This window comes from Acinetobacter sp. NEB 394, from assembly GCF_013374795.1.
Classification (GTDB): Bacteria; Pseudomonadota; Gammaproteobacteria; order Pseudomonadales; family Moraxellaceae; genus Acinetobacter; species Acinetobacter johnsonii.
On sequence record NZ_CP055277.1, the window covers coordinates 734,259 to 751,446 of the forward strand.

Below are 17,188 nucleotides of genomic sequence, written 5' to 3' on the forward strand. Positions count from 1 at the left end.
GTAGCATAAAAAGAAACTTTTTTGAGACGAAAGATGTGCGCTTATGGGTTGCGATGATCTGGATTAACGGTACGCATCGTATTGCTATAACCTGATCGAGCCTGTGGAGAATGCTCAATTTGGTCTTTTTGTTTCGGCATCACCAACCAAAGAATCAGGTAAACCAAAATTCCAGGGAATGCTGCACTTAACAGTGAAATGGTGATGAAAACAATACGAAGTAAATTTGCGTTCCAACCAAAACGTTCAGCAATACCACCCATTACACCAGCAATCATGTTTGAGCGGTTTGAGCGATATAAACCAACATTGGCCATCTAGGTCTCCTTAAAATTAAAATCTGAGTGGCTTTATGCACTCATAGTTTAAAAATGGAGATGGAATTAAGTTTTTAAAGGTGACGGAGTCGATTAAAAAGTAAAGTTATGTAAAGAGATAAAAGCTGTGGTTTTGATCAGGACTAAAATGTGCTCTATTTGGCGTTGAGCTAGCTGCTTAAAGTCAGTAAGTCATTTGAATCCGAGAAAACACCAGAGGTCGGGATGGAATATTCGTGATGGTTATGGAGATTAATCACGTGCAGGAAGTGAGTGTGGAATGAAGTTGAAACGAAAGCATCAGGGTTTGATTGGCGCATTACTGCAAGGGGCAGTGGGGCTAATCGGTGTATCGTTAGCTGGCTGTGATGGTGGGCTGTCGGAGGCGTCACAACAACATGAAAATAGCACAGTAGAGGATGTTGCTGTTCCGCCTGAGTCGGGGAAGAAGCTGACTGAGGTGGCAGGACGGGCAACCATGCAAGATGATTCGGAGTATGCACCTCGTACGCTGGATATTGGTGAACAGCAGTTCATTGGGCGTTATCGCACACAAATTCAATGTGATGGTTATTTTTTCCCTTGTGAAACGGGGAAGGCTGATTTTATTCTCAATTTTTTACCTGATGGTACGGTGCATCGCAGCATTGTGCGTTTGGGTAAGGTCTTTTCGGAAAAACAACGCCCTGGCTTTTCAAACTTAAGTTATCGCCGTGATACATGGACCATGAATAAAGAGCGAACAGAGTTGATTGTCCATCGTAAAGAGGGGATTAATTTTTATTATCGCGTGGTGGATTCGCAAACGCTGCAAATGGATTTGGATAAAAGTAATAATCTAGATGCCACTAACCAAAAATTGTATGCGCGAGGTTTTCCGAAATTAGAGCGTGCGTATACGTTAAAGCGTGAGCCTAATTCATAGTTAAAATGGAATTGGGTAAAGCAACAGAATAAGACTGAAGAATAAAAATAGTGAAGAAATGAACAGAGTGCGAATTTTATGAATTAAATAGCATTTCGCTAAATAAATGTCATATCAATGCAATTAAAGAGGATTTAAATAAATGGTGGGTCGTCCGCGATTCGAACGCGGGACCAACGGATTAAAAGTCCGCTGCTCTACCAGCTGAGCTAACGACCCTGAGCAAGGTGTGCGAAAGAGTATTCGCTGAAAGTTTAAAAAAGAAATTTTTAAAGCATTCCAACCTGAGCAGGTTTGTAAAATTAGATTTTACAAGAAAGATGGTGGGTCGTCCGCGATTCGAACGCGGGACCAACGGATTAAAAGTCCGCTGCTCTACCAGCTGAGCTAACGACCCATCAAGGGTATCAAAGGAATGGTGGGTCGTCCGCGATTCGAACGCGGGACCAACGGATTAAAAGTCCGCTGCTCTACCAGCTGAGCTAACGACCCATATCATTTGATGGAGCGTATTGTAGCAAGATATGCATCGAGCGCAAGTAAAAAATCGCAAACTTGTTGATGTTTGATTATAAATACAACAAATTTGTGATTAGGTAGCTAAAAAACAAGCAATTCGAGTTTAGAAGCGATATTGATAGGCTTGAATGTTATCAAAGACTTGTTGCGTTAAATCTGCATAGGCACTGCTGTTGGGTAACAGGACCAGCAAGCGTTCATCCGTTTTTTTCGGGTCAAAGGCTTGTTCTTTGAGCTTGTTCTTTTGGTATTTAAACGTTCCTGTAGTTTCAACTTGCTTTTGTACGCGTAAGAAAACGGGTACAGCATAGGCAGGCAGACATTTTTTAAAGCTCACGAGCATTTGGGCTAAATCCTGCTCATTCAATTCAGCGCCATCTGCCAGTGTAATCGCAGCCATCCCCACACGACCATTGGTGTTTGGAATTTCAACCCCATAAACCACAGCTTCGGTGATTTTGTCATATTCACTAACCATGTTTTCAACTTCAGTCGTGGACACATTTTCGCCTTTCCAGCGGAAGGTATCGCCTAAGCGGTCGACGAATTGGGCATGACGAAAGCCAATGTCGCGGACTAGGTCCCCTGTGTTGAAATAAGCATCTCCAGACTTGAAGACATCTTTAAGAATCACTGATTTATTTTTTTTAGGGTCGGTATAGCCATCAAAAGGGGAGCGGTGGGTAATTTTACCAATCAATAAACCAACTTCGCCTTTTTTGACCTTGATACAGCCACCTTTGGCATCATAAACAGGTGCATTTTTTTCTTTATCAAACTGGATAATGGCATAAGGCGTGGGTGAAAAACCGACAGTGTTGTCAAAGTTAAATACATTGCTAAAGCCGACATTGCCTTCACTCGATGCATAAAGCTCTAAAATTTCTTCAATACCAAACCGCTGTTTGAATTTGTCCCAAATATTTGGACGCATGCCATTGCCGATCATTTTGGTGACACGGTGGCCTTTTTCTAAATCTGAAGGTGCTGCATCCATGAGGTAGCGACATAACTCACCGACATAGCCAATGGCAGAGGCATCGAACTTTTGCACATCTTTCCAAAATGCAGAAGTGGAGTATTTACGGCGCAAAGCCAAGGTGCCCGCACCCGCAATCACGCCACACCAACACACCACAATGCCTGTTGCATGGTACAGCGGCAGGGTGACATACATTACATCGTCTTTGCCGAGGTTGAGTACGTGCCCGTAGGTTCCATAAGCCAACGTCCAGCGGCTATGTGTGAAAATAACGGCTTTAGGTAGACCGGTTGTGCCTGATGTATAAATATAAAATAAGCCATCTTTACCCAGCACACTGTGTGTGGTTGGAGTATTGAACTTGGCAAAGGCATCAATTTTTTCAGCAAGATTACTGAAACCTTTTGGTGCAAGGCCTGCATCTTTTTGGGTTTCTTGGTCAGCAAACCAATAGAAACGATCCGCAGTGAGATTTAGATCATGACGGATTTCATCAACTGCGGCACGGCATTCTTCACCCACGATGACTGCAATGGGTTTGACCAGATTAATACTATGCGCCAGCACTTTACCGACTTGAGAGGTATTGACTAAAGCCGCAGTAACGCCAATTTTGGCAAGTGCAATCACGGTTGCAACCAATTCAGGACGGTTTTCAATCATCACTGTGATGACATCACCCTTTTTTGCCCCGATGGATAAAAAATAATGCCCGATTTGGTTTGCCCATTCGTTGAGGGCTTGATAGCTAAATTTTTGATCTTCAAAAAGCAAGGCCATACCGTGAGGGTTGCGCTTCACTGCTTTTTCAAAAGCAATCCCGAGGCCTGCTGGGGTGTTTGGGGTACGTAAATATGCTTGCTTTAATCCACTGAGTAAGTTGGGAACTTTACTGATGAATTGAGGAAGTTTTGCTGCAACGTCAGTAATACCAATGAGGTCATGTGATGGGTGTTGGCTCATATGAATCCTAATTATTTTATGCAATCCAATGCGTTTGAATAGTGCTCAGTTTCTACACTTGTTCTTTTAATCGTTTCGGTCTAGTGCAATCAACCTAATCTGACGAAAATAACAAAAAAACCTAGCCACTGACATGACTAGGTTTTTAAAATTTACAACTCTAGGGCGAATTACGACTCAGTCGGGCTCGCTTTTTTCGGTGGACGACCACGTGGACGACGTGGGCGAACTGGCTTGTCCGAGTCTGATTTATCCGACTCGTCCGCAGCTGTTTCCGCTACAGTTTCAGTCACTTCTACTTTTTCAGCTTGCTTTGATGCTCTAGGCGCTTTGGCTTGAACCGGAGCAACAACAACTTCCACTTCTTCAACCGCAGCTACATCAGCCATGCTTTTCACTTCACTGCTTTCAACGGCAACGGGTGCTTCGCTTTCTGTTGCAAGAACAGGTTCGCTTTCCTGTGGAGTTACAGCTGCAGGCGTTTCCGCAACAATCGCTGTTTCAGGCGCTGACGATTCAGCAACAGGTGTTGTTTCGCGTGCTTGTTTGGCTTGTTCAGCAGCAAGTTTAGCTAGACGACGACGCTCACGCGGGTCATTTGCAACACGTTGTTCAGACACAGGTGCAGGCGGTGTCAGATCCAAGACTGGAACTGGCTCTGCTTCAGGCTGCGCTTTTGTGATTTCAACATCACGGGTGACCGGTTTTTTCTCTGCTTCAACAGCAGGCGTTGTCACAGTTTTGCTTAACGTTGCTGCATACTCTTCAGTAAATTTCTGAAGGGCACGGTTGAAGGTTGGAATTAAACCAAACTGCTCAATCAGCACTGAACAGTCTTCACCATAGACATGGCGAATCAAGCTGCTGATGGTGTACTGACCTAAAGTTGGCACCTGTGAAGGTGTGAGTTTAGGTGTTTCAGTTTGCTGTGTGTGTGCAGCGCGTTGTTGGCGACGGCGTTGGCGTGGATCATTGCTGGCACGTTTTACGCTTTCACGTGGTTTTTGCTCTGCTTGTTGTTCAGCAGGTGCTGCTACAACTTCAGTTGCTTTCTCCTGTACCACTTTCTCAGCTTTTACTTCAACTTCTGCTTTCGCAACAGCCGCTTGCTGAGGCTTGGTTTCGGTTGCAGTGTGTGCAGGCGGAGTTAATGCCACGATTTCACTTTGCGCTTGATCGACATTGACCACATGGGCTGTTGTGATCATTTCTTGACGCGGTGCTTCAATCAACTCAACTTTAATTTGAGGTTCTTGAACCACAGCTGGCGCTGCTTCAGTCGCTTGCTCATTCAGTACACTTGGGTCGCGATGGCGATTTGGGCGTTCTGGACGAGGTTGGTTACGGCGGTCACGACGTGGCATTGCATTTTGCTGTTCGTTTTGAACATCAGTGTTTTGCTGTTGCTCACCGTGTTGGCGACGTGATGAACGCTTGTTTTCACGCGGTTCTTGACGTTGCTGTTCACTGCGCTCTGGACGGTCTTGACGTTGTTGTTCACCGCGCTCAGTACGCTGTTCATGACGGTCTTGGCGTTGTGATTCATTGCGTTCAGGACGTTGTTCATAACGATCTTGGCGCTGTTGATCTTGACGAGAGACCTGCACAATTTCTTCATGAACTTGGTTGTCATGTTGCGCATTTTGCTCACGTGACTCTTTGTGCTTATTAGGGCGCTTTTTGTTGTGGCGTGTGCCGCGTTCTTCTTTCTCTACATGCTTATCTTCACGGTGTTCAGATTTGGCATGAACAGGTGCAGCGCTCATGTAGACATTGTTGCTTGGCGCGACAGGTGCCACAGCAGGCGTGCCAACTTGACCAAACTGACCACGGCTCACTGCACCGCCATTTACCATTTGCTCAATGGCAGCAGCAGCATTATTTGCAGAGCGTGATTGATCGACAGTCGCGGCTTGTTTTTGTACAAACAAGTTTTCTAACCATGCACATGGGCTGCTTGAAGGTGCAGTTTGGGCAGGGGCTTGTTGCGCAACTTGTTGTTGTGGCGCGTTGTTACGAGGTTTTTTGTTGCCTTTTTCTTGTTGTACAGGCGCAGGAGCGGCATGTTGATGCACATGATCTGCACCATCTAAATGCCATTCTGATGACTCGTAACCCAACTCTTTTTCGCTTGAACGTGTTGCTTCTGTGCGTTCATAGCTGGTTGGTGCAAAGCCTTCAGGGTTATACGAAATTTCGTAATGTGGGGTTTCTAAGTGTGGGTGCGGAAGTACAGTCACACGAACACCTGAAGTTTGTTCGAGGTAAACCAATGTGTGACGCTTTTCATTCAATAAGAATGCTGCAATTTCAACTGGAACCTGTACTTGAACTTCACCATGACGTTCACGCAGCGCAATTTCTTCTACTTTACGCATGATTGAAAGCGATAATGAACGCAAGTCACGCACCATACCTGTGCCATGACAGCGTGGGCAGACATAACCTGTTGCTTCTTCAAGCGAAGGGCGTAGACGTTGACGGCTCATTTCCATCAAGCCAAAACGAGACAATTGGCCGAATTGGATACGGGCACGGTCGCTTTGTGTAGCTTCGCGAAGTTTCGCCTCCACCATACGTTGGTTGCGGTCTTTGGTCATGTCGATAAAGTCGATTACTACCAACCCACCAATGTCACGTAAACGTAGTTGACGTGCAATTTCTTCTGCCGCTTCAAGGTTAGTATTGAGCGCTGTATCTTCAACGTCGCTACCACGGGTTGATTTTGCAGAGTTAATGTCAATTGACACTAATGCTTCGGTTTGGTCAATAACGATTGAACCGCCTGAAGGAAGTTTAACTTCACGTTCATAAGCGGTTTGAATTTGGCTTTCAATACCAAAATGCGCAAATAACGGCTCATTTAGCGTATAGGTTTTTAACTTGTCGATTTGACGAGGCATGACTGCTTTTACGAAGTTATAGGCTTCGTTATAGGCCTGCTCTGAATCAATTAAGATTTCAGCAACATCATCACGTAAATAATCACGAATCGCACGCGTCACTACGCCCGCTTCTTGGTGAACCAACATTGGTGATGGACCAGAACTTGCTGTGTTTTGGATTTGCGCCCAAAGATCCAGTAAGTGCTGTAGGTCAAGTTGTAACTCTTCTTGAGAACGGCCAATACCCGCAGTACGTACAATCACGCTCATGCCACGAGGTACATTTAATGACGCCAACATTTCTTTCAATTCTTCACGTACTGAACCTGAAATTTGACGGCTAATACCACCACCTTTCGGGTTGTTTGGCATAAGTACCAAATAGCGACCAGCTAAAGAAATGAAGGTAGAAAGGGCAGCGCCTTTGTTACCGCGTTCTTCTTTTTCAACTTGAACCAAAAGCTCTGTGCCTTCAGTAATCAATTCGCGAATGTTTGAAGTTTGGCGTGGGTCTGCTTGGTAATATGAATTTGCGATTTCGCGCATAGACAAGAAGCCTTGACGTCCAGCACCATATTCAACAAAGACGGCTTCTAAAGAAGGCTCAACGCGAGTCACGTGACCTTTATAGATATTGGATTTTTTTTGTTCACGGGTACGATTCTCTAAGTCAAAATCGTAAAGACGCTGCCCAGTGACAAGTGCAACGCGAATCTCTTCTGCATGTGTTGCATTAATCAACATACGTTTCATGGGTGTAACACCTAATAGTGATACACAGCAAACTATCGCTAAACACGTAGCGAACATCAAACATCACGGACCAATTTTGCTCAGATCTCAAATAAACCGATTGTGGTCTGAGTTTTATTACCTGCCTTTTTGATCGGCTTCGGTTTTGATTCACATATTGATGATGGCAATACGGCTTCAATCTTTAAACGATTAAAGTCTCCTGCGCGTTTCACTGGCGGACAAGCGGTGCATTGGATGTAAGTAACTTTCACTGTCACATTTGCTCGAAGAGCAACCCTTCTTTTTGGATAGGGTGTCTTGATACGGAATTATCATCGTACCTTTACAACTGAACAGATCCATATGCATCAACGCTGTGGCCTGAATACGACATCAGGGAGCGACTAATCTGATGTATATCAGTTTACGTTTAAAAACCAACCTTCGTTGGTCACATATTTTTTTGGGGCAAACTGATTTATGTGCAGATGCACAATTAAACCTAACAGTTTGCTGTTTTGCCGATATAATAAGCCTTCGGCGTCGGCATAATTCTTTTGGGACCGTTCCAAGCTGAGTTGAGTTATTTTCTTAACTATTCAATTTAAAATTGAAATGATTAAGCTTTTGACTCACTTATGGTGGTATCCGTGCGCTGACTATATCAAACCTTGTACCATCTGCCTATGGGCTAAGCTAGTCTTTCTTGTGTAAAGCATAGCCTAAATGGTCATTTTTTATTCAAATTCCGTATTTTTTAGGTCGCAGTAACTGTATGAATTCTACCCAACAATGGCAAAACGTGACGTGGTTTGAAGTGGACGAGCATCAAGCAGGGCAACGGATTGATAACTTTTTATTTAGCCGTTTAAAAGGTGTGCCTAAAAGTCGTATTTATCGCCTGATTCGTGAAGGTCAGGTTCGCGTGAATAAAAAGCGTATAAAAGCAGAAACTAAGCTGTCCATTGGTGACCAGATTCGTGTGGCACCAATTCGCTATGAACAAAAAGATGAAAATGCGGCGCCTGTTTCTGACAAAGTAGCACAGAGTTTACTCAGCCGTGTGGTGTATGAAGATGAGGGCTTGATGGTTGTCAATAAGCCATCTGGCATTGCTGTACATGGCGGCAGTGGCGTGGCTTATGGTCTGATTGAAGGCTTACGTGCGGCAACAGGTAAAAAATATTTAGAACTGATTCATCGTATTGACCGTGATACCTCAGGTTTGGTGATGATTTCTAAAAAGCGTAGTGTGTTAAAAAGCTTACAAGACATGTTGCGTGAACACAAAATTAAGAAAACTTACGCTGCTGTAGTCAAAGGTGTGGTGAGTTTAGACAAGCAGTTAATTGATGCGCCTTTGCACCGTTATGAACTGGCCAATGGTGAACGTCGTGTGCGTGTGTCGAGTGAAGGTAAAGAGTCTAAAACACAGTGGAATGTGGCTGAGCGCTTTATGCATGCAACCTTAGTTTATGCATCGCCGCTTTCAGGGCGTACCCATCAAATTCGTGTACATGGTTTAAGCATCGGTCATCCACTGGTAGGTGACGATAAATATGGTCATGAAACGGAATATAAAGGGCCGAAGCCACGTCGTTTATGTCTGCATGCAATGCGTTTAGACATCCCTGGTTATGCGCCGATTGAAGCACCTTTGCCTGAAGATATGCAGAGTATTGTGGCGCAGTTAAGAGCGCAGAAGAAGGATTAAGTCTTTTCCCTTTCATTTTAGGAGAGGTGATAAAGACATGGCTTTTGTTGAGCTGATGGAACATCCTGAACGCGCTTTAAGCACTGCTCTAAAGCGAAGTGCAAGTCAGCTCAACGGCGACTCCTTGTCGCCATTGTGTAGCAAATGCATCGTGTAAATTGTCTTTATAAAAGTAAATATTGGAACCCCAGCATGAACAAACCTGTAGAACTGATTATCTTTGATTGGGATGGGACATTATTTGATTCAGTGGGGCAGATTGTGGCGAGTTTATTGTTTGCCGCGCAGCAATTTGCACAACCTTTAACTGCTGATGCTGCAAAAAGTATTATTGGTTTAGGTTTGCCAGAAGTCGCGCAGCGATTATTTCCTCAAGTACCTGAGCTACATACTAAGATTTTGCAATGCTATGCCGAGCATTATGTGGCGAACTCGAAAGGTGATGTCTGGTTCGAAGGCGTAGCCGATATGTTGAATGGCTTACGTGAAGCAGGTTTACAGTTGGCGGTTGCGACAGGTAAAAGCCGTAAAGGCTTAGATCGAGTATTGGCTCAAACACAGAGCCAAGCACTATTTGTCACAACACGTGCTGCCAGTGAGACCAAATCTAAACCGCATCCTTTGATGTTGGAAGAAATTTTAGCTGAAACGGGTGTGTCTGCTGAACGCGCGATTATGGTCGGTGATACCAGTTATGATCTAGAGATGGCGCGTAATATTGCCATGCCGAGAATCGGGGTGAGTTATGGGGTGCATACACCTGAAACGCTCAGACAATATCAACCTTTAGCCATCGCGGATGATGTGCCGAGCTTGCAGCAGCATTTATTGCAATATGTTGACCTTAAACAAGTGATTTAATTTGAGTCGTCTAAATATATAGCCTGTGGAAGATGGTCAGAGTGAGCCTGCCTGTTTTGGGTTGATCATCTTTAAAGCTTTTGTCTTCAGTATGTTTTAAGGCTGATGAACGGTTGATTGAATTGTTGGGTTTGTGATTTGAAAAAGCTCTTTGATGGGGCTTTTTTTGTGATGTTGTCGTCGAAATGACTTCAATCATCGTCTTTATATTGGATGGTTGTCATTTGTGAAGATGACCAAGAAATGAAAAAATAAAACGTTTAAAGCGTGATAAAACCCGCCGCGACATTGATGCTAATGGCGAGAATAGAGGTGTTAAAACCATAAGCTAAAATAATGTGCAGAATATTGAGAATACGCATCGAACGCGAAGTAATAGAAACATCCGCGGTTTGCGCAGAAGTGCCAATCACATAACTAAAATATAAAAAGTCGGGATAGGTCGGTTGAGCCGTTTTGGGAAAGTCTAAGCCTGCATCTTGTTGGTCTGCGAGAGCCAGATAATAGTCATGTGCATAATGAATGGCAAACACGGTATGCATAAAGAACCATGCACTAATAATGGTGAGTAAGGACAGCGCCAAATGCCCATATTTGATGGTTGGGTCATTCGGAAGATGAGTCAATTCCAATACAATCGCAATTAAGCACATGAGCAAAGTCATGATCACCAACAGTAGAATGATCCATTTACTGGCATCTTGCTGTTGTGCATGTTGCAGAATGTGCCGATGGTCAACAGACCACAGGGTGGTCATAGTTTTCACTAAATAACTTGAGACGGCAATATTCCAACTGATCAATAAATTGGTCGACCAAGACCAGTCGGTAAATGTATTCAGCAGCGTATAAAAAACAGCAGTTAGCAAAAAACTAATGAAAAAGAAGGGGCGAAATTTCATTGCTGTTTTTAAACGCTGCAAAGTGGGCATCGGCATAATTTTCTCCTTCTTCGTTTTATTTTTTTTCGTGCAGCTAAAGTCACAAGATCTACTTCAGTACCAGTCTGTGTTCGGACTTCAGCTGTAGGGAATTTGACAAAAGCCTGTTTTTCTTAGCCTATCCTAGCTTAAAAAGAATGCAAAATGAAAAAGCGAGATGTCATCGACATCGCTTAAAAACATAAGGGTGCAAATATGCTTGTCTTACAGCGTATAGTTCTATGAGAAAGGCGCGTAACTATTTATTCAGAAAATAGTAGCGCGCCGAATGAGATGAATAATCAGGACTCACTGCGGAGTTATTCGCGGTTAATATCCAAATAAAATACCCGAGTCAGTAATTCTAAAAATTTAGTCACTGCCAGTGAGCTGTTATTTTTACCATAGTTCACATACAGATCCAAATACGGCAGCTCAACCTCAAGTGGACGAATTACAGTGTTGTTCATGCTAAGTGGCGCAATGTAACCGGGTAAAATTGTACAGCCGAGCCCCAAGCCAATCGCATTGATATTGAATAGGATATTGTCGGCTTTTTGCACAATGTTAAATTCAATATTGTGGGCTTTGGCAAATTCTAAAATGGTCTGGTGCAAAGTCTGTGACTGCTCGGCTACGGGAATAATAAAATCAATGCCATTTAACGCTTTAACAGGAATTCGCTCGTATTGGGCCAAAGGATGGTCTTTCGGCAACAGGAAAATGAGTGGTTCACGCAGTACAAACTGGCTTTCGATTTCATCACTATGAACATTATTTCGTGTAAAGCTAATGTCCAATTCACCTTTTTTCAGCAAACGCAGTTGCTCAGTATTGTTCATACTGAACAACTCAATTTTTAATTCTGGGTTTTGTACTCTTAAATTGGGCAGCACATAAGGAAAGATTTTCATTTCCGCAACAGGGACAAAACCAATGCGGAGCATCTGCTGTTTGGCCTGTGACACTTGGCGTGCCATAGCGACCGCTTTGTCTGCCTGAGCTAGGGTGAGACGTGCTTGTTCAAGGAAAACAGCGCCTTCTTCCGTGAGTTCAACTTTTCGCTTGGTTCGATACAATAACTGTACACCGACATCTTCTTCAAGGTCTTTGATTTGCTGACTTAATGAGGGTTGAGCGGTATAAAGTTTCAGTGCTGCTTTACTAAAGTTCAGTTCTTCAGCAACAGTAATGAAATAGCGAAGGTGTCTAAGTTCCATATAAATAACCCACTGACTAATCCAAAAAATGTCTTACCATGACTGCGGTAAAGTATAATCGATAAACAATGATGCCGTGAAGATGATTCAATTATTTAGAAAATAAATGATCTTGGGGTGATTTTTGAGATTTTCGTATATGAAATAACAGGTTTAATAATTGCTAAAAGGTATTAATTCAATATTGAAAATAGTTCATACCAATCACCTGAAAATCAGGGGAGGTGAACTACATAAAAATACAGTTGCGTTTTACCGAAATTGGATATGATAAAAACATAAATAGAATTTAATTGAACATATGGGCTAAAAATCGATATGGCAGATTCAAATAAACTGGTGGTCTATGCCGCGCTGTTGGGGAATTTAGCCATTGCGCTGGTAAAGTTTATTGCGGCTTATTTGACCAACAGCTCTGCCATGTTGAGTGAAGCGATTCACTCTGTTGTGGATACCTTAAACGAAATTCTACTGTTATATGGACTGAAGAAGTCAAATAAACCTGCCAATTTTAATCATCCTTTTGGCTATGGGCGAGAGCTGTATTTTTGGGCCTTCATTGTATCTCTCATGGTTTTTGCTTTAGGGGCATTGGTGTCTATGTACAATGGGATCATGCACATTTTGCACCCTGAACCCATTTTAAACCCGACCATCAATTATGTTGTACTTGGCTTTGCATTTGTAAGTGAAGGTATTTCATGGTGTGTTGCTCTGAAAGTGTTTCGTAAGGCGAAAGGTCAGCAGGGTTATTTCGAAGCCTTTCGACGCAGTAAAGATCCCACCACGTTTACCGTTCTGTTTGAAGATTCCGCTGCGTTAATTGGTTTGTTGATTGCCTTTCTGGGGATTTATTTGGCACATCGTTTAAATATGCCTGCACTGGATGGGGTAGCGTCCATTCTGATTGGGCTGGTGCTGGCGGTGTCCGCTTTTTTGCTGGCAAGAGAAACCAAAGGTTTGCTTCTTGGTGAGACCGCAGACCTGCATGTACGGCAAAATATCTTAAAAATTGCCCAAGACGATGAAGGTGTACTGTCGGCCAACGGCTTACTGACCGAGCAAATGGGCGCCAAGCAGGTTTTGGCCTCATTGAGCGTAGAGTTTGAAGATCACCTCACTACCGATGAGATAGAAGCGTGTGTCAATCGCATTGAAGCAAAAATTAAACAAAATCATCCTGAGATTGTGGCACTCTTTGTGAAGCCGCAATCAAAAAAAGTGTGGTTAGAGCGAATGCAAGGACGCTTGGAATAGGTTAAGGTAGAGGTCAGTTTTCAAAACTGGTCCTGTTACTGATGTATTGCAATAAAGATAACGACGTTAAATGAAGCCAAAATCAACTGAACTCCATTATCAAATTCCGACTGAAAATACCATGTCCCATACATGGCGACAGCCCGAATTTCAGTTTCTACACTCCGACCATTATAACGGGACTCGCTTTGTCAATTCGGTTCGTCGACCTGAGGGCCGTAGTCGAGGCGACTTGCTGAAATGGTTGATTAAGCGTAAATCTTCGACATGGAATGTGGACTTGGCGCAAGAATATGCACACTTTCATGCCGATAAAAAAAGCCTGCCGCAAGATCGCCCCCATGCCGATTTAAATGATTGGCAGGTTTGGTTTGTGGGTCATGCCACGGTATTACTCCAAATAGGGCCCTATAACTTATTGACCGATCCTGTATGGGCGGAACATGTCAGTCCGAAGCAAGGGCGGGGACCACGCCGTGTTATGCCTGCTGGCATTGCCTTGGAAGATTTACCGACCATCCATGCGGTGCTCTTGAGCCATAACCACTATGACCATATGGATATTGCCAGTCTGAACTGGTTGTATGAGCGTTTCGCCATGCCCATTTATACAGGGCTAGGCAATGGATGGTATTTACCCAAGCACTTACAAGTATTGGAAATGGACTGGTGGCAGTCGGCGCGTCTGCATGATTTAAAACTGGTCTACACCCCAGCACAGCATGGTTCTGGCCGTGGTCTGCGCGATCAAAATCGTGCGTTATGGGGCGGGTTTAGTGTTCACTGTGGCGCTGACTATGCTTATTTTGCGGGGGATACTGGTTATTCACCGCACTTTAAAGAGCTGCATCAGCGTTTTGGCGCACCGCGAATTGCGTTACTGCCTATCGGGGCGTATGAACCGCGTGAGCTGATGCGCTATATGCATATGAACCCGCAAGATGCCTTTCAGGCGCATAAAGATCTGCATGCCAAATGCTCGATGGCCATTCACTATCGTACTTTTCAGCTGACCGATGAAAGTCGTGAACAACCTGAAATTGACTTAAAAGTGGCGATGAAAAATAGCTCGAAGCTGATGAATCCATTTGTCTGCTTAAGAGAAGGTCGACGTTTAAGCGTGTAATGAACGCTTTAAGTATAAGATCAGGTGATGGCTGGCAAAACAGTCATCACCGAGACCATAAGTACATCACCAAAATATCTTTCAAATAAAATCTATAAAGCGAAAGTATGCCTCTTTTTCTATTTAATTTTTGCTCAATCTGAGCCGCGCACATTGCTGGTAAGGTTTGTCTGAGTTTTGATCGATAAGCTCGATTGAAAATGCCCATCAACCTCGTATAAAAATGCTTTCTTTTTGCTGTGTTTTCCTCGGGTCTTATCTTGTTGAAAAATTAAAATTCTTTTTTTTCTTAAATGTTTACATGGAAGAATCCGATTATTTTTATTCGTAAAACTCGCTTTCGATTGTCATCAAAAGAGGCTATGTTAGAACAGTAATAATTACTTTAAACGGTTCATGATAATCATAATTTGATGATCAAATTTGGAGCTCGACATGACACAGAATATGCAAGCATCAGGCTGTCCATTTCACCAGAAAGATGGTGGACAAACGAGTTTAGCCAGCACCAATAATTCTGATTGGTGGCCGAATGCGCTCAATCTCGACATCCTGTCGCAACACGATAAAAAAACCAACCCGATGGATCCTGATTTTGACTATGCAACCGCATTCAAATCATTGGATTTAGAAGCGGTGAAACAAGATCTTCGTGAACTCATCAACAGCAGCCAAGAATGGTGGCCATCTGACTATGGTAGTTACATTGGGATGTTTGTACGTACCGCATGGCACTTGGCGGGTTCTTACCGTAAACAAGATGGACGTGGCGGCGCTAACACAGGGAACCAACGTTTTGCACCCCTCAACAGTTGGCCTGATAACGTCAACACCGATAAAGGCCGTCGCCTACTATGGCCAATCAAACGTAAATATGGCAACAAAATTTCATGGGGCGATTTAATCGTTCTTGCTGGGACTGTAGCTTATGAAGAAGCAGGCCTGAAAACCTTTGGCTTTGGTGGTGGTCGTCTAGATATTTGGGCACCCGAAAAAGACATTTACTGGGGTGAAGAGCGTCAATGGCTGGCACCAACGGCAAACCGTTATGCCAATGACCAAGACCGTAAATCGCTTGAAAATCCATTAGCTGCGGTACAAATGGGATTAATCTACGTCAATCCAGAAGGGGTTGATGGCGTCCAAGATCCCCTTCGTACTGCACAAGACATGCGCGTCACTTTTGACCGTATGGGAATGAATGATGAAGAAACCGTCGCACTCACTGCGGGTGGTCACACCGTAGGGAAAGCGCACGGGAATGGTAAAGCTCAAAACTTAGGGGCAGATGTCGAAAGCGCTGACGTGGAGTTTCAAGGTCTCGGTTGGCATAACTCTGAAGGTACAGGCAATGGCGCGAACACCATGGTCAGTGGTTTAGAAGGGGCTTGGACCACACACCCGACCAAATGGGATAACGAGTTTTTCTATCTACTGTTCACTTATGAATGGGAAAAAACCACCAGTCCTGCGGGTGCGAAACAATGGGAACCGATTAACATCAAAGAGGAAGACAAACCTGTTGATGCACATAACCCCAATGTCCGTCGTAATCCAATGATGACCGATGCCGATATGGCGCTGAAAATGGACCCTGAATACCGCAAAATTTCAGAGCGTTTTTATGCAGATCCAGCTTACTTGTCTGAAGTGTTTGCGCGTGCTTGGTACAAGCTCACTCACCGTGACATGGGACCAAAATCTCGTTACTTAGGTGCAGATGTGCCGAATGAGGATCTGATCTGGCAAGACCCAATTCCATCGGTCGATTATGTTTTGTCTGAAGCTGAAATTGAAGACTTAAAAGCGAAGTTGCTAAATAGCGGTTTAACTTCGGTTGAATTGATTAATACTGCTTGGGATAGTGCGCGGACTTTCCGTGGTTCAGACTACCGTGGTGGTGCCAATGGTGCACGTATCCGTCTTGCACCACAAAAAGACTGGGTGGGCAATGAGCCTGAGCGTTTAGCCAAAGTTTTGGCGAAGCTTGAAGAAATTCAGGCGAGTCTGGCGAAAAAAGTCAGCATTGCAGACTTGATTGTACTGGGTGGTACGGCAGCTGTTGAAAAAGCGGCGCATGCTGCGGGTGTGAATATCAAAGTTCCGTTCCTTGCAGGACGAGGTGATGCGACTCAAGAGCAAACAGATGTCTATTCTTTTGAAGATTTACTCCCTAAGCATGATGGTTTCCGTAATTGGGTCAAAGAAGATTACAGCGTACAGCCTGAAGAAATGTTGTTAGACCGCGCACAATTACTCGGTTTGACTGCACCTGAAATGACGGTTCTCGTCGGTGGTATGCGTGTACTCGGCACAAACTATGCAGGTACACCAGAAGGTGTGTTGACTGCTCGTGTGGGTATACTCAGCAATGACTTCTTTGTGAACTTAACGGATATGAAATATAACTGGAAACCCGTGGGTAAAAACCGTTATGAAATTGTAGACCGTGCGACAGGGGCAACCAAATGGACGGCGACACGTGTAGATTTAGTGTTTGGTTCAAACTCGATTTTACGTTCATATGCAGAAGTGTATGCGCAAGATGACAACAAAGAGAAGTTTGTAAAAGACTTTGTTGCCGCTTGGGTGAAAGTGATGAATGCAGACCGTTTTGATGTGAAGTAGTTTTCACTGGAATAAAAAAACCGCTCGAAAGAGCGGTTTTTTTATAGATCATGAGATGCTGATATTATTTGATTTATAAGTTTATTTTTGTATGGTGTGTATTGTGTTAATTTTAAAGTGGATTAATGCGATAGGA

General features: G+C 43.8%; 11 protein-coding genes and 3 tRNA genes. 6 read left to right on the forward strand and 8 right to left on the reverse strand.

Going from position 1 to position 17,188, the window contains the following annotated elements; translation table 11 throughout:
- Positions 1-41 precede the first annotated feature (41 nt).
- The gene (locus HUK62_RS03365; RefSeq protein WP_004692583.1) at positions 42-317 is read right to left on the reverse strand and encodes a PspC domain-containing protein; all 276 of its coding nucleotides are present in this window, start codon (positions 315-317) and stop codon (positions 42-44) included.
- Between the two features lie 280 nt (positions 318-597).
- Here HUK62_RS03365 and HUK62_RS03370 point away from each other — a divergent pair, with 280 nt between their 5' ends.
- Positions 598-1,242, forward strand: a complete 645-nt coding sequence (locus HUK62_RS03370; RefSeq protein ID WP_005400888.1) for a hypothetical protein — start codon at positions 598-600, stop codon at positions 1,240-1,242.
- A 143-nt stretch (positions 1,243-1,385) separates the two neighbouring features.
- Here HUK62_RS03370 and HUK62_RS03375 read toward each other — a convergent pair.
- The 5 genes from HUK62_RS03375 to HUK62_RS03395 form a co-directional block, all read right to left on the reverse strand.
- A tRNA-Lys gene (locus HUK62_RS03375) sits at positions 1,386-1,461 on the reverse strand.
- 102 nt (positions 1,462-1,563) lie between these two features.
- A tRNA-Lys gene (locus HUK62_RS03380) sits at positions 1,564-1,639 on the reverse strand.
- A 19-nt stretch (positions 1,640-1,658) separates the two neighbouring features.
- Positions 1,659-1,734: transfer RNA gene (locus HUK62_RS03385), tRNA-Lys, on the reverse strand.
- A 130-nt stretch (positions 1,735-1,864) separates the two neighbouring features.
- Positions 1,865-3,706, reverse strand: coding sequence for a long-chain-acyl-CoA synthetase (locus HUK62_RS03390; protein WP_176537085.1), 1,842 nt, complete (start codon positions 3,704-3,706; stop codon positions 1,865-1,867).
- Between the two features lie 170 nt (positions 3,707-3,876).
- A complete protein-coding gene (locus tag HUK62_RS03395) occupies positions 3,877-7,344 on the reverse strand; it encodes an Rne/Rng family ribonuclease (protein ID WP_176537086.1) in 3,468 nt (1,155 codons plus the stop codon).
- 757 nt (positions 7,345-8,101) lie between these two features.
- On the opposite strand from HUK62_RS03395, the gene HUK62_RS03400 reads away from it, so the two are divergent.
- Positions 8,102-9,040 carry an RluA family pseudouridine synthase gene (locus HUK62_RS03400; RefSeq protein WP_004692575.1) on the forward strand — a complete coding sequence of 313 codons (939 nt, stop codon included), beginning with the start codon at positions 8,102-8,104 and terminating at the stop codon, positions 9,038-9,040.
- Positions 9,041-9,232: 192 nt separating this feature from the next.
- Entirely contained in the window at positions 9,233-9,901 is a 669-nt protein-coding gene (locus HUK62_RS03405; protein WP_176537087.1) for an HAD-IA family hydrolase, read from the forward strand.
- Between the two features lie 260 nt (positions 9,902-10,161).
- Here the strand turns inward: HUK62_RS03405 and HUK62_RS03410 are convergent, their stop codons facing one another.
- Both HUK62_RS03410 and hcaR read right to left on the reverse strand, forming a co-directional pair.
- Positions 10,162-10,839 carry a DUF1345 domain-containing protein gene (locus tag HUK62_RS03410; RefSeq protein ID WP_114392485.1) on the reverse strand — a complete coding sequence of 226 codons (678 nt, stop codon included), beginning with the start codon at positions 10,837-10,839 and terminating at the stop codon, positions 10,162-10,164.
- A 302-nt stretch (positions 10,840-11,141) separates the two neighbouring features.
- The gene (hcaR, locus tag HUK62_RS03415; protein ID WP_176537088.1) at positions 11,142-12,041 is read right to left on the reverse strand and encodes a DNA-binding transcriptional regulator HcaR; all 900 of its coding nucleotides are present in this window, start codon (positions 12,039-12,041) and stop codon (positions 11,142-11,144) included.
- 318 nt (positions 12,042-12,359) lie between these two features.
- Between hcaR and HUK62_RS03420 the strand changes: the two genes are divergently transcribed.
- The 3 genes from HUK62_RS03420 (at position 12,360) to katG (ending at position 17,052) form a co-directional block, all read left to right on the forward strand.
- Positions 12,360-13,298 carry a cation diffusion facilitator family transporter gene (locus HUK62_RS03420; protein WP_176537089.1) on the forward strand — a complete coding sequence of 313 codons (939 nt, stop codon included), beginning with the start codon at positions 12,360-12,362 and terminating at the stop codon, positions 13,296-13,298.
- Positions 13,299-13,368: 70 nt separating this feature from the next.
- Positions 13,369-14,424, forward strand: a complete 1,056-nt coding sequence (locus tag HUK62_RS03425) for an MBL fold metallo-hydrolase (protein ID WP_176537090.1) — start codon at positions 13,369-13,371, stop codon at positions 14,422-14,424.
- A 435-nt stretch (positions 14,425-14,859) separates the two neighbouring features.
- On the forward strand, positions 14,860-17,052 hold the full coding sequence (gene katG / locus HUK62_RS03430) for a catalase/peroxidase HPI (RefSeq protein WP_176537091.1): 2,193 nt from the start codon (positions 14,860-14,862) through the stop codon (positions 17,050-17,052).
- Positions 17,053-17,188: the final 136 nt, after the last annotated feature.